The organism is Paraburkholderia phenoliruptrix, assembly GCF_047325075.1.
In the GTDB taxonomy this organism is placed as follows: Bacteria; Pseudomonadota; Gammaproteobacteria; order Burkholderiales; family Burkholderiaceae; genus Paraburkholderia; species Paraburkholderia phenoliruptrix.
This window is the reverse complement of record NZ_CP168530.1, coordinates 1,943,420-1,965,330: the sequence shown is the minus strand read 5'-3', so window position 1 is coordinate 1,965,330 and position 21,911 is coordinate 1,943,420. Positions and strand designations below refer to the sequence as shown.

The window sequence follows — 21,911 nt, the reverse complement described above, 5'->3', positions numbered from 1 at the left end:
TGACTCGCTTAGCGGTTTTCGATGGCGGCAACGGGCGGATGCGTCCTCGCGCTCGCGCGGCGATGCACGAGCGCCGATGCATGGCGATGTCGGCCGACGGATTGCATGGCCGCAGACGCTCATCGCCATGGGCCGACAAAGGCGGGCCGCGTTGAGTGCAAACGATCTGCGTTTCGTGCGCGAGATGCCACGCAAAGGCGTGCTGCATTGCTTCGTGCTGGACTGTTCCGGCTCCATGCTGGGCGGAGCGCGGCTCGCACTCGCCAAGGGGTTGTTGATTGCGCTGTTCGACCGTGTGAGCGCGATGCGTGCGGACGCAGCACTGATCTGTTTCGGCGGAGCGGGAGCGGACGTGCGTTTCGGGCCCGCGGTACCGCGCTGGTGGAATGAGCGATGGCTCGATCCGATTGGTGGCGGCGGCGGTACGCCGTTTGCAGCCGGCGTTCGATGCGCGACGCAATTGCTCGAGCGCAACGCACGGCGCAGGCCCGCGCAGCAGCGCTGGCTGTGGATATTGACCGACGGCCGCACGGCGGATGAGGCGGCGCGCCCCGTCCACGCGGATGAAGTCGTATTCGTCGACTTTGAAGAGGGCACGATACGGCTTGGCCGCTGCGAGAGAATGGCTCACGCCTGGAGCGCGCGCCGCTTCACGCCAGAAGAACTGATCGGTTGACCGGCGTCCGCTTCTCTACTCGCCGGTTTCGCGACTATCTGAAATCGTGCGACCACTGGGAGACGGGAGAACTTGAATTGCGTCTGTCGTGGACAAAGGTCTTCAATGCGCGCCGACAATCGGGTATCTGAATTAAATCGGATGACCAACTAATTTACCGGCGATTGCAGGGTGACTGGTGGCCGGGTCTTTTCCCCGTCTTCTCCCTTTTTCGAAAATAATTGCAGAGAAGGGGTTGACGCAGGGCAGGGGGCATCGCATAATTCGCCTCCCGTTTGACGACGGACGCGAAGAAAGCAGAGCTTCTTGGCGAATGATCTTTAAAAACTAACAGCCGATAAGTGTGGGCGCTTGATGCGACGACGCTACGCCGGACTCTTCTGGGTCTGGCGGAAAAGCGAAAGTATCAAGTCTCACACAGTAATGAAAGGAAGGTTGCCTGACTCTTCTGTGGAGGAGTGAGGTTAATCATTCGTCAGTACGTTGAGTGAGCGACCGGGTTCGAGAGAGCCCGAAAACAGTAACAGGTTTGAACTGAAGAGTTTGATCCTGGCTCAGATTGAACGCTGGCGGCATGCCTTACACATGCAAGTCGGACGGCAGCGCGGGCTTCGGCCTGGCGGCGAGTGGCGAACGGGTGAGTAATACATCGGAACGTGTCCTGTAGTGGGAGATAGCCCGGCGAAAGCCGGATTAATACCGCATACGCTCTGCGGAGGAAAGCGGGGGATCCTTCGGGACCTCGCGCTACAGGGGCGGCCGATGGCAGATTAGCTAGTTGGTGGGGTAAAGGCCTACCAAGGCGACGATCTGTAGCTGGTCTGAGAGGACGACCAGCCACACTGGGACTGAGACACGGCCCAGACTCCTACGGGAGGCAGCAGTGGGGAATTTTGGACAATGGGGGCAACCCTGATCCAGCAATGCCGCGTGTGTGAAGAAGGCCTTCGGGTTGTAAAGCACTTTTGTCCGGAAAGAAAACGCCGTGGCTAATACCCGTGGCGGATGACGGTACCGGAAGAATAAGCACCGGCTAACTACGTGCCAGCAGCCGCGGTAATACGTAGGGTGCAAGCGTTAATCGGAATTACTGGGCGTAAAGCGTGCGCAGGCGGTTCGCTAAGACAGATGTGAAATCCCCGGGCTTAACCTGGGAACTGCATTTGTGACTGGCGGGCTAGAGTATGGCAGAGGGGGGTAGAATTCCACGTGTAGCAGTGAAATGCGTAGAGATGTGGAGGAATACCGATGGCGAAGGCAGCCCCTGGGCCAATACTGACGCTCATGCACGAAAGCGTGGGGAGCAAACAGGATTAGATACCCTGGTAGTCCACGCCCTAAACGATGTCAACTGGTTGTCGGGCCTTCATTGGCTTGGTAACGTAGCTAACGCGTGAAGTTGACCGCCTGGGGAGTACGGTCGCAAGATTAAAACTCAAAGGAATTGACGGGGACCCGCACAAGCGGTGGATGATGTGGATTAATTCGATGCAACGCGAAAAACCTTACCTACCCTTGACATGGATGGAATCCCGCTGAGAGGTGGGAGTGCCCGAAAGGGAGCCATCACACAGGTGCTGCATGGCTGTCGTCAGCTCGTGTCGTGAGATGTTGGGTTAAGTCCCGCAACGAGCGCAACCCTTGTCCCTAGTTGCTACGCAAGAGCACTCCAGGGAGACTGCCGGTGACAAACCGGAGGAAGGTGGGGATGACGTCAAGTCCTCATGGCCCTTATGGGTAGGGCTTCACACGTCATACAATGGTCGGAACAGAGGGTCGCCAAGCCGCGAGGTGGAGCCAATCCCAGAAAACCGATCGTAGTCCGGATCGCACTCTGCAACTCGAGTGCGTGAAGCTGGAATCGCTAGTAATCGCGGATCAGCATGCCGCGGTGAATACGTTCCCGGGTCTTGTACACACCGCCCGTCACACCATGGGAGTGGGTTTTACCAGAAGTGGCTAGTCTAACCGCAAGGAGGACGGTCACCACGGTAGGATTCATGACTGGGGTGAAGTCGTAACAAGGTAGCCGTATCGGAAGGTGCGGCTGGATCACCTCCTTTCCAGAGCTTGACGCGTCAGGGTGTTGAGCGCTCACGCTTATCGGCTGTAAGTAAAGAAACGCAGACAGACGCAGGGGTCTGTAGCTCAGTCGGTTAGAGCACCGTCTTGATAAGGCGGGGGTCGATGGTTCGAATCCATCCAGACCCACCAGCTGTCTTGTGTGGTGGCTGACCGGGGTGCTTACTGAGGTCCCCTGTATCTGTGTGACCCGCGGGGGGATTAGCTCAGCTGGGAGAGCACCTGCTTTGCAAGCAGGGGGTCGTCGGTTCGATCCCGTCATCCTCCACCAATTCCCAATGCCTAGTGTTCAGTGCGAGCTGAGCGTTATGCATTGGCAATTGAGCCAGTCAGCGTGATGCACGATCCAGTCGTGATATCGGCTGAACGTTCTTTAACAATCAGGAAGAAGTAGTAAAGAGATTCACGAAAGGCACTTAGAGATGGGTGCGCGAGTAGGTGAATCAGGGTTGTGATTGTATCGATGTATTTTAAAGGTGATCGAAAGATCGCTTTGGAATACGGCGCAACACGAATACTCAACCTGTAGCGAGTGGGTCCTGTCGTGTCCAGCACGATGAGACATACCCGTTATAGGGTCAAGCGAACAAGTGCATGTGGTGGATGCCTTGGCGATCACAGGCGATGAAGGACGCGGTAGCCTGCGAAAAGCTACGGGGAGCTGGCAAACGAGCTTTGATCCGTAGATGTCCGAATGGGGAAACCCACTCCGAATGGAGTATCCATGACTGAATCCATAGGTCATGTGAGGCGAACGCGGTGAACTGAAACATCTAAGTAACCGCAGGAAAAGAAATCAACCGAGATTCCCAGAGTAGTGGCGAGCGAAATGGGAGCAGCCTGCATTCTTTATCTGAACTGTTAGCTGAACGCTCTGGAAAGTGCGGCCATAGCGGGTGATAGCCCCGTAAGCGAAAACAGATTGGAAGAACTAGGTATGCGAGAAGTAGGGCGGGACACGTGAAATCCTGTCTGAAGATGGGGGGACCATCCTCCAAGGCTAAATACTCGTGATCGACCGATAGTGAACCAGTACCGTGAGGGAAAGGCGAAAAGAACCCCGGGAGGGAGTGAAACAGATCCTGAAACCGCATGCATACAAACAGTCGGAGCCTTCGCAAGGGGGTGACGGCGTACCTTTTGTATAATGGGTCAGCGACTTACATTCAGTGGCAAGCTTAACCGATTAGGGCAGGCGTAGCGAAAGCGAGTCCGAACAGGGCGTTCAGTCGCTGGGTGTAGACCCGAAACCAGGTGATCTATCCATGGCCAGGATGAAGGTGCGGTAACACGTACTGGAGGTCCGAACCCACTAACGTTGAAAAGTTAGGGGATGAGCTGTGGATAGGGGTGAAAGGCTAAACAAACCTGGAAATAGCTGGTTCTCTCCGAAAACTATTTAGGTAGTGCCTCGTGTATCACCTTCGGGGGTAGAGCACTGTCATGGTTGTGGGGTCCATTGCGGATTACTACGCCATAGCAAACTCCGAATACCGAAGAGTGCAATCACGGGAGACAGACATCGGGTGCTAACGTCCGGTGTCAAGAGGGAAACAACCCAGACCGCCAGCTAAGGTCCCCAAATATGGCTAAGTGGGAAACGAAGTGGGAAGGCTAAAACAGTCAGGAGGTTGGCTTAGAAGCAGCCATCCTTTAAAGAAAGCGTAATAGCTCACTGATCGAGTCGTCCTGCGCGGAAGATGTAACGGGGCTAAGCCATATACCGAAGCTGCGGATGCATATTTATATGCATGGTAGGAGAGCGTTCCGTAAGCCTGCGAAGGTGCACTGGAAAGTGTGCTGGAGGTATCGGAAGTGCGAATGCTGACATGAGTAGCGATAAAGGGGGTGAAAGGCCCCCTCGCCGTAAGCCCAAGGTTTCCTACGCAACGTTCATCGGCGTAGGGTGAGTCGGCCCCTAAGGCGAGGCAGAAATGCGTAGCTGATGGGAAGCAGGTTAATATTCCTGCACCATTGTTGAATGCGATGGGGGGACGGATCGCGGAAGGTTGTCCGGGTGTTGGAAGTCCCGGTCCTTGCATTGGAGAAGGCGCTTTGGCAAATCCGGGCGCGGAATTCAAGGGTGCGAGGCCAGTGATCTAGGTCACGAAGCAATCGGAAGTGGTTCCGGGAAAAGCCTCTAAGCTTCAGTTCAACAAGACCGTACCGCAAACCGACACAGGTGGGCGAGATGAGTATTCTAAGGCGCTTGAGAGAACTCGGGAGAAGGAACTCGGCAAATTGGTACCGTAACTTCGGGATAAGGTACGCCCCTGTAGCTTGACTCGCCTGCGCGAGAAGGGTGAAGGGGTTGCAATAAACTGGTGGCTGCGACTGTTTAATAAAAACACAGCACTCTGCAAACACGAAAGTGGACGTATAGGGTGTGACGCCTGCCCGGTGCCGGAAGATTAAATGATGGGGTGCAAGCTCCTGATTGAAGTCCCGGTAAACGGCGGCCGTAACTATAACGGTCCTAAGGTAGCGAAATTCCTTGTCGGGTAAGTTCCGACCTGCACGAATGGCGTAACGATGGCCACACTGTCTCCTCCCGAGACTCAGCGAAGTTGAAGTGTTTGTGATGATGCAATCTCCCCGCGGCTAGACGGAAAGACCCCATGAACCTTTACTGTAGCTTTGCATTGGACTTTGAACCGGTCTGTGTAGGATAGGTGGGAGGCTGTGAAGCGTGGACGCCAGTCTGCGTGGAGCCATCCTTGAAATACCACCCTGATCTGTTTGAGGTTCTAACCTTGGTCCGTAATCCGGATCGGGGACAGTGCATGGTAGGCAGTTTGACTGGGGCGGTCTCCTCCCAAAGTGTAACGGAGGAGTACGAAGGTACGCTAGGTACGGTCGGAAATCGTGCTGATAGTGCAATGGCATAAGCGTGCTTAACTGCGAGACCGACAAGTCGAGCAGGTGCGAAAGCAGGTCATAGTGATCCGGTGGTTCTGTATGGAAGGGCCATCGCTCAACGGATAAAAGGTACTCTGGGGATAACAGGCTGATACCGCCCAAGAGTTCATATCGACGGCGGTGTTTGGCACCTCGATGTCGGCTCATCTCATCCTGGGGCTGTAGCCGGTCCCAAGGGTATGGCTGTTCGCCATTTAAAGAGGTACGTGAGCTGGGTTTAAAACGTCGTGAGACAGTTTGGTCCCTATCTCGCCGTGGGCGCTGGATATTTGAAGGGGGCTGCTCCTAGTACGAGAGGACCGGAGTGGACGAACCTCTGGTGTACCGGTTGTCACGCCAGTGGCATCGCCGGGTAGCTATGTTCGGAAGAGATAACCGCTGAAAGCATCTAAGCGGGAAACTCGCCTTAAGATGAGATATCCCCGGGGCTTCGAGCCCCTTGAAGGGTCGTTCAAGACCAGGACGTTGATAGGTCAGGTGTGTAAGCGCAGTAATGCGTTCAGCTAACTGATACTAATTGCCCGTAAGGCTTGATCCTATAACAGGTGTGTGTCGGCAGCCGTGAGTGCTTCAGCACTTATGGATGCCCCACCCTGCGCCACGCGCAGGGTCTTATGCAGACCACACACGGTTGAGATCCATGTTGTGCCCGATACAGCACAACCCCGCATCGCCTGGTGAGCATCACCAGAAACTACTTCTTCCAGATTGGCTGTATTGCCCCACCGGCAGTACGGCAACCCGTCAAAGCCTGATGACCATAGCGAGTCGGTCCCACCCCTTCCCATCCCGAACAGGACCGTGAAACGACTCCACGCCGATGATAGTGCGGATTACCCGTGTGAAAGTAGGTAATCGTCAGGCTCCCCACCACCGTCAGAAACCCCACCCCGCAAAGGTGGGGTTTCTGCGTTTACGGACCGCGGGTACAGCGGCACCGAAACGGCTGGCGCCCGAAGCGTCGGGCGCTGCACGCCCGATCGCCACATCGCTCATCCCGCTCAGCGTTCACCGCTCACCGCTCACCGCCAGTACGCAGCGCGCGCATACCCCGTCAGTTCCAGATACGCGCGCCCGACCTCGGCGCCCGCGCGGCTCACCCGTGCCGCGCCTTCCCAGTACACCGCCCCCGTCGACTGACGCGAGTCGAGCTCCTGATCGTCCATGAGCGGATCGAGCTGCCAGGTCAGCGGGCCGGCCCTGACCGTCATCGCGACGGGATACGCGGTGTTCGTGCGCGGTGAGCGCCACGTGCGCCGCGGTGTGAACTCGACGTCACTCGGCCCGAAGGCGGTGACGCGTCCGTTAGGATCCCGCAATGCTGCGTGCGCCCACATTGCACGGCCGTCGCGGCTACGCACCTTGAAGGCCATTAAAGCCGAACCGTCGAACAGATTAGCGCCCAGCCAGTCCCATCCCACAGCGTCCGCGTCGAGCAAGGTACTCGACCATTCATGATCCAGCCACGCACTGCCCGTCACTGCAGTGATGCGTTGCGATGTTCCGCTTCCCTCAGCGGGCCGTACCACGCTACCCGATACGCGTAGTTGCGGCTCGCTGTAGTAGTAGCTCGCCTGTTCCGGCCGAGGGCCTTTGCGGGAGTAACCGCGCTCGCCCTGAATAAACGGCGCTTGCGTGGGCGCCAGCGTGAGATGCAAGGCAAAATCGCCGGCATCGACGGTGACGTCGTAGCGGCCATCGGCGGCACGGACCATTTTCCATGCGTCCAGTTTCACATCGGTGTTAGCCGGCTTCGCGTAGGCAAGTCCGAACCCTTCCCGGCTAATCCGCTGATCGTGTATGAGATGACCGATTGCAGGATCGCTCAGCGCGGCATGCGCAATGATCAATTGCGAAGGCGCGAAAGCACTTGGATCCGCGGCATCGTGGCCCGTTGCAGAGCGAAAAAACGTGATCTGGAAACCGAGCGGCCGACCGTCCGGCGTCGCGAGCCAGCCAGTCGCGTACCACCATTCGGTGCGAAAGCGGGCATGAGCGCCGGTATCCAGCGGCAACACAATCGGATGGTCTTTCGTCACTGCGGAAAAATCCCGCGGTGTACCCGCCGCAGGTGAGATGGCAAGCGCAGTAGCCAACAGCCCAGCAGAAATCCGCAGACATACGCGGTGAAACCGCGCAATGACGACGGCAATGCGAACCGCCACGCGTCGCATTGGCACGAGAACACATGTCGACAAGCGCAACCCCGCTCGCATCACCAGTCCTCCTTGACCGCGCGCACAGCATCGACGGAAACGGCGCCACGCCCGGCGACCACGGCCGTCGTGCAGGACGACGCCAGCATCACCGCCGCAACGGTACTGAGAATAGCCCACGGAACGTGCAGCGACATGGTCCAATGAAACGACTGAGGATTAACGACGAATACAAGAATCAGACTGATTGCGAACCCGAGGACGAAGCCCACCGTAATGCCGCACGCTGTGAGCATGCCGCCTTCGAGTGCGCGAATCGCGAGGATTTGCGAGCGCGTCACACCGACGTGCCGCAGCATCCCGAACTCGCGAGCCCGTGCGAGCGTCTGCGCGGAAAATGTCGCCGCCACGCCGAACAAGCCGATAACAATCGCGACCGCTTCCAGAAGATAAGTCACCGCGAAGCTCCGGTCGAAGATCACGAGCGTGCGCGCGCGAATGTCGCCCGGCTGCGAAATCTCCAGTGCCGCGCTAAAGGGCAGTGCACGGAGCCCCGCAATCACGCGTTCCACGCTCACGTCTCGGGCGACGCTCACAGCGACATCGGTCGCGCTCATGTCGGCGGTGAGGCGGCGATAGTCGGCGAGCCGCATCTGGACCGCACCGCTTTGCCGCACATAGTCACGCCATACGCCGGCGACGACGAACACTTGCCCGCGTACGCCAAGCGGCAGTCGCACCCGCTGTCCGAGCGCATAGCCGTATAAATCGACCATTGCTTCGGACACCCAAACAGCCACCTCGCCGTCATGCAATTCCCGAGGGGGCAGCAACGGCCCGGTCATTTGCAGATTCGCACCAGGATCGGCCGCATCGATCTCGCGGGCAAGTAGCGCGATGTCGGGACGCGCCGGGTCGAGCGTGATGTGCGAGATGCGCGCGAATGCCGCCTTTGCGATGCCCGGCACGGCGGCAAGCCGGCGCTGCTGATCGAGGCTCAGGCCGCCGGTGTCGCCGTTTTGCGCGACGCGCACATACACATCGGCCGATAGCAGATGAACCAGCCAGTCCTCGACAGAGACACGGAAGCTCGCCACCATGATCGCCATCGCCACGATCAGCGCGAAACTCGACAGCACGCCGCCCATTGCAATCGACGCGTGACCCGGGGCATTCGCGAGACGCGCGAGCGCGAGCGTAGCCACCGCGCCGCTGCGCACTCGCGCTGCACGGGCACGGCTTGCAACACCGAATACGACTGCGGTGATGCGCGGCATCAGCGCAATTCCGCCGATCAGCAGCAGTGCAACGGCGGCGTAACCGGCAATGGGCGCGTCGAACAATGGCGGTGCTTGCGTCAGGACTGCGCCGCTCACAAGGCATAGCAACGCAGGCCACGGCGTTGCGAGCCGCGCGAGCGCGCCTTCTGCGGCGCCCGCCTTGAGCGCCGCCGCCGGTCGCGCGCGCGCCGCTTCGAGCGCTGGCGCGAGGCTGCCGAGCACAGCCACGGCGACGCCGAGCGCGAGAAACACGGCGCTTGCGAGCGGCTCAAAGTGGACTTGAGGTTGCACGCCCGGAAAATAGCCACCGCCGAGATCGCTGCCGAAGAAGTGCAAGGCGCCTGCTGCGAGCGCGTAACCCAACGCGAGACCGCCAAGCGAACCGAGTAAGCCGAGCAGCGCGCCCTCCAGCAGAATCTGTCGCAACAGCCGGCCGCGTGTGAGTCCCAGCACGCGCAGCATCGCGAATTGCGCGCGGCGCCGCACCACGCTCAGCGCCTGCGTCGAAAATACGAGGAACGCCCCGGTGAAAAGCGCCACCAGCGCGAGCACGTCCATATTGATTCGATAGGCACGCGAGAGCCTGTCAGTGCGGCTGTCGACATCGCGCGCTTCGGCGATCACCCATTGATCGCCCAGTTGATTCTGCAAATCGCGCCTGAAGCGCTCACGGTCGACGCCGCGTTGAAGTTGCAGGTCCACGCGCGAAAGCTTGCCCGCCATGCCGAACTTCCATTGAACAGCGGCGATATCCATGATCCCGAGTCGTTGACCCGGCCGCGTTCTCGCGATGCCGCCGGCCACGCGCAGCTGCACGACAGACGTGCCGTTGCGCAGCGTGAGCTCATCGCCCGCTTTGGCGCCTAGCCATTGCTGTGCGGCGGTGGAAAGAAAAATCGTGTCGGACGCGAGCGCGTCGAAGGGCCGCTCGGGTGACGGCACGCCGGTCAGGTCTGGCGCAATGCGGCTCGCCCGGAATACGTCGATGCCGAGCACCGGCAAAGTGGCGTTATGGTCAGTCACGCTGACGTCCAGCGCGAGAACCGGACTCGCAATCGCGACGCCTGCGGTTGTGGCGAGGCGAGGGTAAACCGACTCGTCGACGAAAGCTCGAACGCCGCGTACTTGCAGATCCGCCTGGCCGGAGAGGCTGCGCGCGGCGGCGGAAAATTCGTTGAAGGCCGCGCTGTTGATCAGTTGCACCGCATAGCCGAGCGCCACGCCTAGCGCGATCGTTGCGAGCGCAACGATCGCGCGGCCGCGTTGACTGCGCCATTCGGCGCCAAGCAGCCAGCGCGTCAGCGTCCGATGCCCGTGCGTGCGCGCTGGACGGCGCCGGTCAGCGGGCGTCATCGGTTGATCGGGTAGGCGGCTGTATGCGGTCTTGCGCGCGTGAAAACACCGGCGTTTTCAATGTGGGCGCAGGATGCAAGCCGCCTCCGCTGAGAATGAGCACGCGGTCGGCAACGGCCGCAGCGGCCTCGGAGTGGGTGACCATCATCGTGGCCGCACCGGTCGCCTTGCTTTGGGCGCGAAACAGCGTGAGCACGCCATGCGCGGTATCGGGGTCGAGGTTGCCCGTCGGTTCGTCGGCGAGAATCAAGGCGGGGCGATGCACGAGGGCACGCGCGATGGCAACGCGTTGCAGTTCGCCGCCCGACAGTTGCCGCGGGAAATCGTCGCCGCGGCCTTCGAGTCCCACGGACGCGAGCATCTCGCGCGCGGCGGCAACCGGCAATTCATTGAGGAGCAAAGGCAACGCGACATTCTGCGCAAGCGTCAGATGAGGCAGCACGTGAAAGGCCTGAAACACGAAGCCGAGCTTATGCCGGCGCAAACGCGTTGCGGCATTGTCGTCCAGACGCGAGACCGCAGCGCCGCCAATCATCACTTCTCCGCTGTCCGCACGGTCGAGACCGGCAATCAGATTGAGCAGCGTCGATTTGCCGACGCCGGAGTCGCCCATGATCGCCACGAATTCTCCGGGCGCGAGCGCGAAGTCGAGATCCGCCAGCACGATGCGGCCGGCGCCGTATGCCTTGCTGAGTCCGCGGCACTCGAGCGCGGGAACGACACCTTCGTCAAGAAACGGCATGCAGGGTCCGCAAGATGTGGCCGAAGGACCGCGTTTCACTTCTCTGAAGCGCGCCGCTTTCGGCCCGTTGAGCGCTGAGTATATTCGGCTTCTGTAAGGTGCGTGGGGGCACCGGCCCGCTGCGCGAGCGGCCGCTCCCGGCGCGCGGTTGCTGGGAGCGGGACCGACAATGGGCTCTTCGCCGCCGGCAAAAATATTTCTGACCGATTCAGGGAAAGGGCGCCGGCGGCCGCGCAACAAGACCCCACAAAGCCGTATCCGCGACCCAGCCGCATGCCGAGCATGCGAATGCGGGACAAACCCGGACAGATCTTCTCCCGAATCATGGGCAAAAGACGGCTTTTTGCTGCAATTGCACGGTACCGCAGCGGGCGGTTCACTCATTGTGCGGATGCACATTTTTATTTATCCCGCAAGGGGCAGAGTTCGCCAACGCGCATTGACCAGCCCTTTCGCGCAATGCTGCGATGCAAAATTATTCTTATCTTGGTACTCTCCCACCCTTGCCGTTCGACTGCGGGTAAACGTGAACTCCGGCAATCGCACGTTCACCTTCCCGCCCCATTTAAAGCCTACATGTTCGTTTCAATGCTTTCTAAATAGAAAGCATTGAAGCGGCGTTTTGTACCTCAAAGCTCCCGACAGCGCCTATGCCATTGCCTCTTCTCAGTCTTCTCATCTGGATCCCAATCGTCGCCGGCCTCGTGGTATTGCGCGCCGGCTCGGACACCTCACGCGGTCGGACGCGATGGCTCGCCTTGATCGGCGCGATCGCGGGCTTCGTGCCGGTCGTTCCGCTCGTGGCGAATTTCCGCAACGACGTGACGTCGATGCAGTTCGTCGAAAACATCAGGTGGTCGCCGACGTTCGACATTGCGTGGCACGTGGGCGTCGACGGCATTTCGCTCTGGCTTGTCGCGCTGACCGCGCTGACGACGATCATCATCGTGATCGCTTCGTGGGAGTCGATCACCGGGCGAACCGCGCAGTACTTTGGCGCGTTTCTAATGTTGTCGGGTTTCATGCAAGGCGTCTTCACTTCGCTCGACGGCATGCTGTTCTTCGTCTCGTTCGAGGCCACGTTGATTCCGCTTTACCTGCTGATAGGCACATGGGGGCAATCCAACCGTTCCTACGCCGCGGTGAAGTTCTTCTTCGTATCGTTTCTCGGCTCGCTGATGATGCTGATGTCGATGCTGTATCTCTACAGCCAGACGCATAGCTTCGACCTTGCGTTGTGGCGCGAAACGCGACTCGGCACCATGCCGCAAGTTTTGATCTTTCTCGGCTTTCTCGCGGCATTTGGCGTGAAAGTGCCGATGTGGCCGCTGCATACGTGGTTGCCCGACGTACACCTCGACGGCCCCACTGGTGCGGCAGTGATGATCGGCATGCTGAAGCTCGGCGGCTACGGCCTGCTGCGCTTCGCATTGCCGATCGCACCGCAGGCAAGCCACTTTTTTGCACCGATGATGATCACGCTCTCGCTCGTCGCCGTCGTCTACGCGAGCCTGCTCGCGCTCGTGCAGACCGACATGCGCCGCCTGCTTGCCTACTCGACGGTGGCGCACATGGGGCTCGTCACGCTGGGGCTTTTCGTTTTCAACCGTATCGGCCAGGCCGGAGCGGTTGTGCAGATGCTGTCGTATGGTGTCGTGTCGGGCGCCATGCTGTTGTGCACGGGCATGCTCTACGATCGCACGAAGACCGCAGCTATTGACGGGTACGGTGGCGTGGCGAACACCATGCCGCGTTTCGCCGCATTCGTGATGTTGTTCTCGATGGCCAATATCGGTCTGCCCGGCACCTCGGGTTTTGTCGGCGAGTTCATGGTGTTGATGGGCACGGTCCGCTTCAACTTCTGGATCGGCGCGATAGCGGCCTCGACGCTGATTCTGAGCGCAGCCTATACGTTGTGGATGTATAAGCGCGTGGTTTTCGGCGCGATCGCAAATGCGCGAGTCGCCGCATTGAAGGACCTCGGCAAGCGCGAGCTCGTGCTGCTGGGCGCGATGGCGTTGCTCGTGCTCGCAATCGGAGTCGATCCCAAGCCTTTTACCGATGCGATCGATCCGTCCGTGGGTACGCTGCTCGCGCAATCGGAGCGTTCCACCCGTCCTGCGGAGTCGGCGCCCGTCGAGGGCAGTCAGCATCTGCAAGCGGCGGCGCCCGCAGCGGCTACTGCGACTGCGCACACGCCGGGGTGAGGGCGGTCTGCCAACGTGATGCTGCTTCGCGCCCGGTGAAAGCGCGCGCATAATGGCCGCGCATGCCCAACGCCGCGCGAAGCGCGCTTTTCAAGCAGTCACGCAAAGGAGAGCCTATGAGTCAGCAAAAGCCTGTCGAGTACGCTGCAGCGTCGCAGGAAGTGAAAGCAGTCTACGACGACATCAAGGAGACGCGCCAGGTCGACGACGTCAACAACTTCTGGAAGTACATCGCGCAGCATCCGCCGACTCTCGCCCGCACGTGGGACAGCCTGAAGGAAGTCATGGCGCCGGGCGCACTCGATCCGCTGGTGAAAGAGTTGCTGTACGTTGCCGTGAGTGTGACGAACAACTGCGGCTATTGCGTCGCGAGCCACACGGCCGCCGCTCGCCGTGCAGGCATGACCGACGACATGTTCGGCGAGCTGCTTGCCATAGTTGGCATGGCTAACGAAACCAACCGCCTCGCGGTAGGCTATCGGGTCCCGATCGACGCAGCGTTCGAATAGCCCGGTCTCAAGCCGCGCGCCGCCAGGCGGACAACACACGGGGCAGGTCCTCCATGTCCCTGAACACCTGAACCACGCCGACCGCACGCAATGCGTCGGCGCTGCTGTGCCCCAGTTCGTTCGGACAATAGCCGAACACCGTCGCGCCCGCGGCGACCCCGGCCTTCGCGCCCGTCACCGTGTCTTCCACAACGGCACAGCGAGCCGGTTCGACTTTCAGCGCCGCTGCCGCCGCCAGATACACATCCGGAAACGGCTTGCTGTGCGGCATTTCGTGGCCGCTAAAGATGCGCCCTTCGAAGCACTCCAGAATGCCCGCCTTGTTCAGCTGCAATTCCACCTTGATGCGGTCTGCGCCGGATGCGACAGCAATGCGCCCATTCAAGCCGTCGTGAAGCGAGCGTACCGCGGTAGCGGCACCCGGAATGGCGGTCAATTCTTTGTCGAGCGCAGCATTGCGGCGCTCACGGAATTGCATCAACCAGTCGGCCGTAATCGCAACGCCCGTGCGTGCTTCGATCAACGGTGCTTCGTCTCTCACCGCCTTGCCGACGAAAATCCGCATGGTTTCCTCAACGCTCAATTGCCAGCCCAGCTCGCCGAGCATCTCGGTGAGCACGCGGTTGGTAATCGGTTCTGAGTCGACGAGTACGCCGTCGCAGTCGAAGAGTACGGCGTCGAAGGGAAAATCGGCCATCGGGCAGGGTACGGAAAGAGTCGCGGAACCGGCAAGGATACCTCAAGGGACCGCGGCAGTCCCGGCAAGCTGCGCCCATCGACGCATTCGGCGATCAAGAATTAAGGGCACGCATATGACGACCGCTGCCGATTGGCGATCCAATCGCGTAACCGTTTCAGACGCTGCGGTGGCGGCGCCCCCGCGGGGGATAGCTCGCACAGGCCGCGCGGCACGACGAATGCTGCTTCAGGCGAACGTACTTCGCAGAGCGCGCGGCCTTGAGGCCGGCGCGCCGCGACCCGTCACCTATCGAGGACTTTGCCATGACAGTGAAGCTCAAACCGATCGCCCAGCAGGTCGTCGTCATTACCGGTGCAACGAGCGGCATTGGTCTTGCGACCGCACGCCTCGCTGCGAGCAGAGGCGCGCGCCTGATGCTGATTGCGCGCGACGAGGAGGCGCTCGCAACACTCGCCACGCAACTGCGGGACCAGGGCGCGCTCGTCGAATATGCCGTCGCCGACGTGGGCAATGCCGCGCAGCTGCAGGCGGCGGCGGATCAGGCCATCGCACGTTTCGGCGGATTCGACACGTGGGTCAACAACGCGGGCACGTCGATCTTCGGACGTTGCCCGGATGTGCCCATCGACGAGCAGAAGGCGTTGTTCGAGACGAACTTCTGGGGTGTCGTGCAAGGGTCGATGATTGCGCTTGCGCATCTCAAGCAGCAGGGCGGTGCGCTCATCAATCTCGGCAGCGAGTTGTCCGATATCGCCTTGCCGTTGCAGGCCGCTTACGTCGCGTCGAAGCATGCCGTGAAGGGTTATACCGACGCGTTGCGCATGGAATTGATCGAAGAGCGCGCGCCGGTCTCAGTCACCTTGATCAAACCGTCGGGCATTCATACGCAGTTCGTCGAGCACGCGCGCAATCACCTCGACGTGCAGCCCAAGCTGCCGCCGCCGGTCTATGCACCGGACATTGTCGCGAAGGCGATCCTGCATGCGGCGAGCACGCCAGTTCGCGATCTCTATGTGGGCGGTGCATCGGCAGCCATGGTGACGTTCGCGCGTCGGGCGCCGAGTCTTTATGACCGCGTGATGAGCCGCTTCGGCATATCTTCGCAACGCACGAATGAACCGCCGCGCACCCCATCCGGCAATCATGGCGCCGATGGCGCATTGCGCGAGCGTTCGGTGCAGAAGCGCCGTGTGCTGGAGTCCAGTCTCTACACGCAGGCGTCGATGCATCCGCGGCAGACTGCGTTGCTCGCTGCCGGCGCCGCGGCGGTGTGGATGCTCGCGCGCTACGTGAAGTCGTCGCATGCGGGGCGCGTGTGAGCGGCGTGCCGCGTTCTGCGGTTCATATAGCGGGAAAAGGGTGCCCCGCGCATGCACAAAAGCAGTGCTGACACACCGCTGATGCAGCCGCGGCGCAACCCTTCGTGGTCCGATGCAATCCGGCAGCAGGTCCGCTAACCTGGCGAGCTGCTTAGCCTCCTCCGCCGTTGGGCGTTGCCACGGTCAGCTTGTTGGATACCGATTTCACGCCGGCTACGCTCTTCGCCGCGTCCTCGGCCTGAGGAATCTGCGCGGCGTCAGGCACTGTTCCTGTCAACGTGACTGCGCCGCCGCGAGCCCGAACATATACGTTCGACACGTCGAAGCCTTGAGTCTTCGAGAGCGCTTTACGCACGTCGAGACCGAGCTTGCGGTCCGCTTTTTTCACCGTTTTTGTGCGCGAAGTCGTGGACGCGGTCGTGCCGGAGTCTGTCGCGTCGCTCGATTGCGCATAAGCACTCGACACCGTCGCGAGACACAATGCAATGCCGAGCGCCTTCAAAAGATTGACTGTTTTCACGTTTCTCCATCCTTGAAAAGTTAATGTCGTTCGTTGCATGCAAGAAACCTCACGCCTGCCCGGCGCGCTTAAACAATAGTCCAGCACGCGCGCTCATGCTGGAAAAACTGGCTCTCGCGAGCACTCATCCGCTTGAGCGCAAGCCGATCCGTTCAGGCCTGCTAATTGCACCGGCCGGGTCGCCGTGCATGAGCGTCAATCGGTCTGCATAAACGGTCTTTGCGGGCATGCAGCCGTACGCGATTCGCGGTTTGGCATTAAGCTCTGAGCGCGAGCCGTGCGTGGCATCGCGCGGTATCCGCTGCAGTGAACGATGCGTTGCGAACAACCTGAATGCGATTGCCAACTTAAGAGGAGTCAGCCATGAAGCGCATTGCCATGAAACAGATCATGCTCGGCCTTGTAGCAGCGGCGCTGCTAGCGGGAGGCGTGCCACTAGCAGCCGCACAAACCACGACCGACACTGACGCGCAAACTGCTCAACCCGGCGCGACGGGCACCGCCAAGCCGACCAAAGCCGAACGCAAAGCGGCACGCAAGCAGGCTCGGGCGAAAAAGAACGCGGAGTTGAAGAAGCTCGAAGATGCCGGCTATCAGCCCTCGCGCAACGACCCTAACTATCCGAACGACCTTCAGAAGGCGCAGAAGAAGGCTGGCATCGGCACGGGCGCGAGCCAGTAGGATTAACCCGTAATCGTCGGAGCCGTGCCGCGCGAGAGTCGTGCTGCACGGCGCAAACTGATCCCCGCATACAAGCGCCGCTATGATCCGTTCACGCGCGGTGGATGGCGCCGCCGTTTTGTCCGAGTTATGGCGCAGCCCAATAACCACGTGGCTTTGCACACCGTGCGCAACCGGACAGATGCCGGTCGCGGCAACCGGACAGCCGACTTGCCGATGCGTTGTTGCAGCGCGGAACGCCACCCCTCATATTCCCACGCCCTTTTTGCGGCGTGAAACCCTTCATTTGCCTTGGAACGACATCGCCGTAAGCCGCACGCCATATCGCCGAAACCCTTGCCCAGCAAGGATCCGAGCGGGACGCAACAGTGCGCGTGCGACATGGGTGTCGTATTTCCACATGTGGTTGTCGCAAATAGTCGGCTAGGCGTACTTTTTTCTGGCAACTATGTATGCACAGCGCGGACGGCGTCCGCCACGCAGCTTTGCATAAGATCGGAGCAGGTGCTTTGCTCGAACTCAGGTCGACAGCGTTGCATGGGACCGGAGTAAGTGCTTCGCACTAACTCCGGTCGACAAAGGAGAGCATTTCAATGAATTCCCCCAAGGTCGTGGTTGAAGGGCTGTGCAAGGTGTTCGGCACTAACCCGAAACAGGCGCTCGGCATGCTCGCAGGAGGCGCTACGAAAGAAGAGGTATTCGCGCGCACCGGCCAGATCGTCGGCGTTCACAACGTTTCCTTCGAAGTCAAGGAAGGCGAGATCTTCGTGCTGATGGGCCTCTCCGGCTCGGGCAAGTCGACACTGATTCGCCTCATCAACCGGCTGGTGGAACCGTCGGCAGGCAAGGTGCTGATCGACGGGCGCGACGTGGCCAGCGTGCCGCGCTCCGAATTGACGGCGCTGCGTCGCAAGGACATGAGCATGGTGTTCCAGTCCTTCGCGCTGATGCCGCAACGCACGGTGCTGTCCAACGCGGCCTTCGGGCTCGAGGTGGCGGGCGTGGGCCGCAAGGAGCGCGAGGCGCGCGCGATGACCGTGCTCGAGCAGGTCGGCCTCGCGCCCTTCGCGCAAAAGCTTCCCGCGCAGCTGTCGGGCGGCATGCAGCAGCGCGTGGGCCTCGCACGGGCGCTGGCGGTCAACCCCTCGCTGATGATCATGGACGAAGCGTTTTCCGCGCTCGATCCGCTCAAGCGCAAGGAAATGCAGAACGTGTTGCTGGATCTGCAACGCGAGCAGCAGCGCACCATCCTGTTCGTGTCTCACGATCTCGAAGAGGCCATGCGCATCGGTACACGCATCGCGATCATGGAAGGCGGCAAGGTGGTGCAGATCGGCACCCCGCAGGAGATCATCACCAACCCCGCCGACGATTACGTCCGCGCGTTCTTCGAAGGCATCGATACAAGCCGCTATCTGACGGCGGGCGATCTGATGCAGACCGATGCGGTGCCGCTCATGCATTCGCACTCGCCGCAGATCGACGCCTCCAGCGTGGCGGCGACGCTGAACGGCAGCGCCGAATACGCGTTCGTGCTCGACGGCGAGCGCAAGTTTCGCGGCTTCGTGTGCCGCGACGAAGCAGGCAATGCGTCGCCGAAACTGAATTACGTCGAGTGCATCCGACGTACCACGCCGCTAGACGATGTGGTCCAACGCGTGGTCGCGAGCCGCGCTCCCTTGCCGGTCGTCGAAGCGGACGGCTCCTACTGTGGTTCGGTCAACAAGACGAACGTGCTGCACGTTCTCACGCGCCATCGAGGTTCCCATGTCTGAAATCATTCCACTTGGCGCCTGGGTCGATCACGGCGTTCACTATCTTCTGGACCACGACGCAAAGACTTTCGATTCCATCGGCAAGATGATCGAGAGTTTCGCGGCTGTCGTCGAGCACAGTCTGCAAGCGGTGCCGATGTGGGCGCTGATGGCATTTTTCGTCGGCATCGGCTTGTGGCGGGTGGGTTGGCGGTTCGCGCTTTTCACCTTGCTCGCCATGTTGCTCATCTACGGCACAGGCTTCTGGGATCAGATGGTGATCACGCTCGGCCTCACGCTCTCGTCCACCTTCATCAGCCTCGTGCTCGGCGTGCCGCTCGGCATCTGGACCGCGAAGAGCCGCACCGTCGAAATGATGGTGCGCCCGGTGCTCGATCTGATGCAGACCATGCCTGCATTCGTCTATCTGATTCCGGCCGCCATGTTGTTCGGTCTTGGCCGCGTGCCCGGCATTCTGTCCACTGTGATCTTCGCGATGCCCCCTGCTGTGCGTCTCACGTCGCTCGGCATCAAGCATGTGAACCGCGAAATTGTCGAAGCAGGGCAGGCGTTCGGCTGCACGCCGTGGCAACTACTGTACAAGGTGCAGTTTCCGAACGCACTGCCGTCGATCATGACCGGTGTCAACCAGACCATCATGATGGCCTTGTCGATGGTGATCATCGCGTCGATGGTGGGCGCAGGCGGTCTCGGCAACGACGTGCTCGCCAGCATTCAGCGCCTCGACATCGGGCTCGGCTTCGAGAGCGGATTGTCGGTGGTGATGCTCGCGATCATTCTGGACCGCATCACCGAGAGTTTTGGCCGCTCGCCGGGCATGGCACGTGCGCCGCTGTTCTCGGGGTTGCGCAATCTCATGAAGGTGCGCCGCGCGCCGGCGGCGCAGCACAGCTGAGCCGCCCATGAAGCGCGACGCGATCACCCAGCTCGAGGCGCCATCCGATTCGCCGCTTTCACGGCTCGCGCACGTCGGCTTCCTGACGTTGCCGAACTTTTCGATGATCGCGTTCACGAGCGCGGTCGAGGTGCTGCGCATGGCCAACTACGTGGGCCGCGCGGAGCACTACACGTGGTCCGTCATCACGCCTGACGGCGAGCCGGCGCGAGCGAGCAACGGCATCACGGTGAAGCCCACCGTGACGCTCGCGCAAGCCGGCATGCCGGACGTGCTGATCGTCTGCGCCGGCTGGCACGTGCGCGATTACGTGGACGACACGGTGATCGCACTGCTGCGCGAAGTCGCGGCTCAGGGCATACCGCTTGGCGGCATCTGCACCGGACCCTACGCGCTCCTCGCCGCAGGCTTGCTCGACGGCTATCGCTGCACGGTGCATTGGGAAGACATGTCGCCGCTGCACAAGAGCTATCCGCATGTGCGTTTCGCCGACGAACTCTTTGTGATCGACCGCGATCGCATGACCTGCACGGGCGGCACCGCGCCGCTCGATCTGATGCTGAATCTGGTCGGTATGCGTCTCGGCCATGCGGTGGCCGCGCAGGTGTCCGAGCAGTTCATCGTGGAGAGGATTCGCGGTTCGACGGACTACCAGCACATTCCCGTCGATGCACGCGTCGGCTTCACACGCGCCGAGCTGATCGAAGTCGTGCGGCTGATGGAGGCGAACATCGAAGAGCCGCTCTCGCTCGACGAACTCGCGCGGCTCGTGCATCTCTCTCAGCGGCATTTGCAGCGTATGTTCAAGATGTTCCTGAGCGTGTCGCCGACGCACTATTACCTGACGCTGCGTCTGCGGCGCGCACGTGAACTGCTGCGCAACACCGATGCCTCGATTGCACGCGTCACGGCGGTCTGCGGATTTCATTCGCCGTGCCATTTCAGCAAGGCATATCGCGCGCAGTTCGGTCATGCGCCGAGCGTCGAGCGGCGGCTGTCGGCATAACAATACCCGTCACGTATCAACCACCCTGAGACCCTGAGGAACCGCCATGAAACGTTTGTGGGCTGCGTCGTTGTGCGCGCTGTCTGTATCGTCCGTCACTTCCGTTGTAGCCGCCGAACCCGCGGCCTGCCGCGACGTCCGCTTTGCCGACGTCGGCTGGTCCGACATTGCAGCCACGACCGGGCTTGCGTCGACGGTGCTCGAGGGACTTGGCTACAAGCCGACCAAGACGATTGCATCGGTGCCGATCACCTTCGCCGGTGTGAAGAGCAAGCAGATCGACGTATTCCTCGGCTACTGGTCGCCGACCATGGACCCGATGATCGACCCGTTCAAAAAGGCGGGCCAGGTGAGTGTGCTGCCGACACCGAACCTGACGGGCGCGAAATACACGCTGGCGGTGCCCGATTACGCGTACCAGGCAGGCATCAAGTCGTTCGCCGACATCGCGAAGAACTACGACAAGCTTGGCGGCAAGATCTATGGCATCGAGCCGGGTAACGACGGCAATGCGCTCATCAAGAAGATGATCGACACGAACCAGTATGGACTGGGCAAGTTCAAGCTCGTGGAGTCGAGCGAGGCCGGCATGCTGGTCGAGGTGAACCGCGCGATCCGCGACAAGAAACCGATCGTGTTCCTCGGCTGGGAGCCGCATCCGATGAACGTGCAGATGAAGATCGACTACCTGTCCGGCGGCGACGACGTCTTCGGTCCGAACTACGGCGAAGCAAAAGTGATGACGGTTACGCCGACCGATTATTCGACGCGCTGCCCGAACGTCGCGAAACTGGTGTCGAATCTGCACTTCACGACGGATATCGAGAACCACGTGATGCTGCCGATCATGAACAAGGTCGATCCGAACAAGGCCGCGCGCGAGTGGCTGAAGGCGAACCCCGCGGTACTCGACCAGTGGCTCGCGGGCGTCAAGACGTTCGACGGCAAGGATGGTTTGCCGGCTGTGAAGGCGTATGTGGCAGGAAAGTGATGGATGAGTTTTCGCGCCGCGCGCTGCGGCGCGAAGCTCCTGCAGCGGAATGCAATTCACGGGTCAACTGCAGATTCGACCCATGAATAAAGGGCTCAAA

14 protein-coding genes, 2 tRNA genes and 3 rRNA genes are annotated in these 21,911 nt (G+C 60.7%); 14 read left to right on the top strand and 5 right to left on the bottom strand.

Annotation, left to right across the window (positions count from 1 at the left end; translation table 11 throughout):
• The first annotated feature begins 76 nt into the window (after positions 1-76).
• The 6 genes from ACEN8U_RS08720 (at position 77) to rrf (ending at position 6,541) form a co-directional block, all read left to right on the top strand.
• Positions 77-676, top strand: a complete 600-nt coding sequence (locus ACEN8U_RS08720) for a vWA domain-containing protein (protein ID WP_310111847.1) — start codon at positions 77-79, stop codon at positions 674-676.
• Positions 677-1,207: 531 nt separating this feature from the next.
• Positions 1,208-2,739 (top strand): 16S ribosomal RNA (locus ACEN8U_RS08715).
• Positions 2,740-2,813: 74 nt separating this feature from the next.
• A tRNA-Ile gene (locus ACEN8U_RS08710) sits at positions 2,814-2,890 on the top strand.
• A gap of 63 nt (positions 2,891-2,953) precedes the next feature.
• Positions 2,954-3,029, top strand: a tRNA-Ala gene (locus tag ACEN8U_RS08705).
• 305 nt (positions 3,030-3,334) lie between these two features.
• Positions 3,335-6,215: ribosomal RNA gene (locus ACEN8U_RS08700) — 23S ribosomal RNA — on the top strand.
• A gap of 212 nt (positions 6,216-6,427) precedes the next feature.
• Positions 6,428-6,541, top strand: a 5S ribosomal RNA gene (gene rrf, locus ACEN8U_RS08695).
• The 16S, 23S and 5S rRNA genes sit together here with 2 tRNA genes alongside, the layout of an rRNA operon.
• 158 nt (positions 6,542-6,699) lie before the next feature.
• Here rrf and ACEN8U_RS08690 read toward each other — a convergent pair.
• From ACEN8U_RS08690 to ACEN8U_RS08680, 3 genes are read right to left on the bottom strand one after another with little or no spacing between them, the layout of a single operon-like run.
• Positions 6,700-7,851 (bottom strand): lipocalin-like domain-containing protein, encoded by a 1,152-nt coding sequence (locus tag ACEN8U_RS08690; protein WP_413657498.1) that lies wholly within the window; start codon positions 7,849-7,851, stop codon positions 6,700-6,702.
• A 41-nt stretch (positions 7,852-7,892) separates the two neighbouring features.
• Positions 7,893-10,466 (bottom strand): ABC transporter permease, encoded by a 2,574-nt coding sequence (locus ACEN8U_RS08685; RefSeq protein ID WP_310108048.1) that lies wholly within the window; start codon positions 10,464-10,466, stop codon positions 7,893-7,895.
• The gene (locus tag ACEN8U_RS08680) at positions 10,453-11,208 is read right to left on the bottom strand and encodes an ABC transporter ATP-binding protein (protein ID WP_310108046.1); all 756 of its coding nucleotides are present in this window, start codon (positions 11,206-11,208) and stop codon (positions 10,453-10,455) included. Before ACEN8U_RS08680 ends, ACEN8U_RS08685 begins: the two co-directional genes overlap by 14 nt.
• A gap of 650 nt (positions 11,209-11,858) precedes the next feature.
• Here ACEN8U_RS08680 and ACEN8U_RS08675 point away from each other — a divergent pair.
• Complete coding sequence (locus ACEN8U_RS08675) at positions 11,859-13,415, top strand: NADH-quinone oxidoreductase subunit M (RefSeq protein WP_310108044.1); 1,557 nt, start codon at positions 11,859-11,861, stop codon at positions 13,413-13,415.
• A gap of 116 nt (positions 13,416-13,531) precedes the next feature.
• Positions 13,532-13,924 carry a carboxymuconolactone decarboxylase family protein gene (locus ACEN8U_RS08670; RefSeq protein ID WP_013592262.1) on the top strand — a complete coding sequence of 131 codons (393 nt, stop codon included), beginning with the start codon at positions 13,532-13,534 and terminating at the stop codon, positions 13,922-13,924.
• A gap of 7 nt (positions 13,925-13,931) precedes the next feature.
• On the opposite strand, the gene ACEN8U_RS08665 is transcribed toward ACEN8U_RS08670, so the two are convergent.
• Positions 13,932-14,621: an HAD family phosphatase gene (locus ACEN8U_RS08665; protein WP_310108042.1), complete on the bottom strand. Its 690-nt coding sequence runs from the start codon at positions 14,619-14,621 to the stop codon at positions 13,932-13,934.
• 305 nt (positions 14,622-14,926) lie between these two features.
• Here ACEN8U_RS08665 and ACEN8U_RS08660 point away from each other — a divergent pair, with 305 nt between their 5' ends.
• Complete coding sequence (locus ACEN8U_RS08660) at positions 14,927-15,943, top strand: SDR family oxidoreductase (RefSeq protein WP_310108041.1); 1,017 nt, start codon at positions 14,927-14,929, stop codon at positions 15,941-15,943.
• Positions 15,944-16,094: 151 nt separating this feature from the next.
• Here ACEN8U_RS08660 and ACEN8U_RS08655 read toward each other — a convergent pair whose 3' ends face one another.
• Positions 16,095-16,463 (bottom strand): BON domain-containing protein, encoded by a 369-nt coding sequence (locus ACEN8U_RS08655; RefSeq protein ID WP_014973409.1) that lies wholly within the window; start codon positions 16,461-16,463, stop codon positions 16,095-16,097.
• Positions 16,464-16,826: 363 nt separating this feature from the next.
• On the opposite strand from ACEN8U_RS08655, the gene ACEN8U_RS08650 reads away from it, so the two are divergent.
• The 5 genes from ACEN8U_RS08650 to ACEN8U_RS08630 all read left to right on the top strand — a co-directional run bounded on the left by ACEN8U_RS08650 (position 16,827) and on the right by ACEN8U_RS08630 (position 21,811).
• The gene (locus tag ACEN8U_RS08650) at positions 16,827-17,144 is read left to right on the top strand and encodes a DUF4148 domain-containing protein (RefSeq protein ID WP_310108040.1); all 318 of its coding nucleotides are present in this window, start codon (positions 16,827-16,829) and stop codon (positions 17,142-17,144) included.
• A 593-nt stretch (positions 17,145-17,737) separates the two neighbouring features.
• Positions 17,738-18,919 carry a quaternary amine ABC transporter ATP-binding protein gene (locus tag ACEN8U_RS08645; protein ID WP_013592267.1) on the top strand — a complete coding sequence of 394 codons (1,182 nt, stop codon included), beginning with the start codon at positions 17,738-17,740 and terminating at the stop codon, positions 18,917-18,919.
• Positions 18,912-19,814, top strand: coding sequence for a choline ABC transporter permease subunit (choW, locus tag ACEN8U_RS08640; protein ID WP_013592268.1), 903 nt, complete (start codon positions 18,912-18,914; stop codon positions 19,812-19,814). The genes ACEN8U_RS08645 and choW overlap by 8 nt, the downstream gene beginning before the upstream one ends.
• A gap of 7 nt (positions 19,815-19,821) precedes the next feature.
• On the top strand, positions 19,822-20,820 hold the full coding sequence (locus ACEN8U_RS08635; RefSeq protein ID WP_013592269.1) for a GlxA family transcriptional regulator: 999 nt from the start codon (positions 19,822-19,824) through the stop codon (positions 20,818-20,820).
• Between the two features lie 46 nt (positions 20,821-20,866).
• Complete coding sequence (locus ACEN8U_RS08630) at positions 20,867-21,811, top strand: choline ABC transporter substrate-binding protein (protein WP_013592270.1); 945 nt, start codon at positions 20,867-20,869, stop codon at positions 21,809-21,811.
• Positions 21,812-21,911: the final 100 nt, after the last annotated feature.

Excerpts from the sequence above, each read along its gene's own strand:
- ACEN8U_RS08645 (WP_013592267.1), top strand. The coding sequence starts at position 17,738 with ATGAATTCCCCCAAGGTCGTGGTTGAAGGGCTGTGCAAGGTGTTCGGC.
- ACEN8U_RS08660 (WP_310108041.1), top strand. The coding sequence starts at position 14,927 with ATGACAGTGAAGCTCAAACCGATCGCCCAGCAGGTCGTCGTCATTACC.
- ACEN8U_RS08690 (WP_413657498.1), bottom strand. The coding sequence starts at position 7,851 with ATGCGACGCGTGGCGGTTCGCATTGCCGTCGTCATTGCGCGGTTTCAC.
- ACEN8U_RS08680 (WP_310108046.1), bottom strand. The coding sequence starts at position 11,208 with ATGCCGTTTCTTGACGAAGGTGTCGTTCCCGCGCTCGAGTGCCGCGGA.
- ACEN8U_RS08630 (WP_013592270.1), top strand. The coding sequence starts at position 20,867 with ATGAAACGTTTGTGGGCTGCGTCGTTGTGCGCGCTGTCTGTATCGTCC.
- ACEN8U_RS08665 (WP_310108042.1), bottom strand. The coding sequence starts at position 14,621 with ATGGCCGATTTTCCCTTCGACGCCGTACTCTTCGACTGCGACGGCGTA.
- choW (WP_013592268.1), top strand. The coding sequence starts at position 18,912 with ATGTCTGAAATCATTCCACTTGGCGCCTGGGTCGATCACGGCGTTCAC.
- ACEN8U_RS08720 (WP_310111847.1), top strand. The coding sequence starts at position 77 with ATGCATGGCGATGTCGGCCGACGGATTGCATGGCCGCAGACGCTCATC.
- ACEN8U_RS08650 (WP_310108040.1), top strand. The coding sequence starts at position 16,827 with ATGAAGCGCATTGCCATGAAACAGATCATGCTCGGCCTTGTAGCAGCG.
- ACEN8U_RS08670 (WP_013592262.1), top strand. The coding sequence starts at position 13,532 with ATGAGTCAGCAAAAGCCTGTCGAGTACGCTGCAGCGTCGCAGGAAGTG.
- ACEN8U_RS08685 (WP_310108048.1), bottom strand. The coding sequence starts at position 10,466 with ATGACGCCCGCTGACCGGCGCCGTCCAGCGCGCACGCACGGGCATCGG.
- ACEN8U_RS08675 (WP_310108044.1), top strand. The coding sequence starts at position 11,859 with ATGCCATTGCCTCTTCTCAGTCTTCTCATCTGGATCCCAATCGTCGCC.
- ACEN8U_RS08635 (WP_013592269.1), top strand. The coding sequence starts at position 19,822 with ATGAAGCGCGACGCGATCACCCAGCTCGAGGCGCCATCCGATTCGCCG.